Origin of the sequence: Paenibacillus flagellatus (genome assembly GCF_003217775.1) — a bacterium.
GTDB lineage: Bacteria > Bacillota > Bacilli > Paenibacillales > NBRC-103111 > Paenibacillus_AB > Paenibacillus_AB flagellatus.
The window spans coordinates 1-1,127 of sequence record NZ_QJVJ01000037.1; the positions used below are offsets into that span (position 1 = coordinate 1).

The following is a 1,127-nucleotide window of genomic DNA, read 5'->3' on the forward strand; positions in this document are numbered from 1 at the left end:
GTGTGGTAGACTTCACCTAAAAGGTGCTCCTCTCTTTGGGTGATGTTGTCCTGGACAAACACCATTCTACCAAAGATTTGGAGCCCTTTTTATGTTTTTAATGCGCAGTACTTTCGAAATTCAGGTTTATTTACTTTCTTGAAAAGTACCCTATCGCAATCAAGGATAAAGAGTATCGAACTGGCTTCTATATTGTTGCTCATCCTGTCATCTTTGATTTTTGCAGTGGGAATCCCGTCTCGGATGACAACGGACCCTTCGATTGGTTCTTTGACGATCAATGCAATAAAGCAGGACTTTCAAATGGCTATCGGCAACTGGTTCAAGCAGGCTTAAACCTGTACAACAATTACGACGATTTCTCCTTATATCTGGGGCTAGGAACTTGGGGATGCGAGATATTCGAGGTATTCATCCAAGCATGTAAAATCCGGCGTGGAGAAGACCGTTTTAACCACAACTATTCAAATAAATTAGGAGCGTAATATCATGGCACGAACGAAAAAATATCCTGGAGTTTATGAAAGAAACGATACGAAGACGAAATCTTACTATTTTATGATATCTACAACTGACCCCAGGACTGGAAAACGGTCACAAAAAAAATCTCAGAGCTACTCCAATCCTGCTGATGCGTACAAGGATCTAATTGATTCAAAAGATAAGCTACTGAAAGGGAAATATATAGAGCCAACGAAGATGACCCTTAAGGAATGGTTACAGAAATGGTTAAGTGACAAGGAACTGAGCCTCAAGAAGGTTACACTGAATTCATATACTAATCGAGCAAAGCACATTATTGAAAGTATTGGTCATATTCGGCTTAATGAGCTAACGAAAGATCACATCCACGACTTTTACAAAGAACTCAAGCAAAAGAATAAGGAAATATTTAACGGAAAAAAGAAGGTTGTTACCGATAAGAAGTTATCAAGCAGATCCATCCACGATACACATAAGGTTCTAAAAATGGCTCTAATCCAAGCCTATAAGGATGAAATGTCAACGCCGGAATTAATTTGACCCACTAGCGCCGGGATAATTTTGACCCACCTGTGTGCCGGGCGTCGAATAGATTCCGGTGTTTAGTTTTTCCTTGAGCCGGTAGCTGTTCCCTCGGATGTTCA

General features: G+C 40.4%; 1 protein-coding gene. It reads left to right on the top strand.

Annotated features, from left to right (window positions below):
• Positions 1-489: 489 nt before the first annotated feature.
• Positions 490-1,023, top strand: a complete 534-nt coding sequence (locus tag DLM86_RS31665) for a tyrosine-type recombinase/integrase (RefSeq protein WP_110844243.1) — start codon at positions 490-492, stop codon at positions 1,021-1,023.
• The last annotated feature ends 104 nt before the right edge of the window (positions 1,024-1,127 follow it).

Excerpts from the sequence above, each read along its gene's own strand:
- DLM86_RS31665 (WP_110844243.1), top strand. The coding sequence starts at position 490 with ATGGCACGAACGAAAAAATATCCTGGAGTTTATGAAAGAAACGATACG.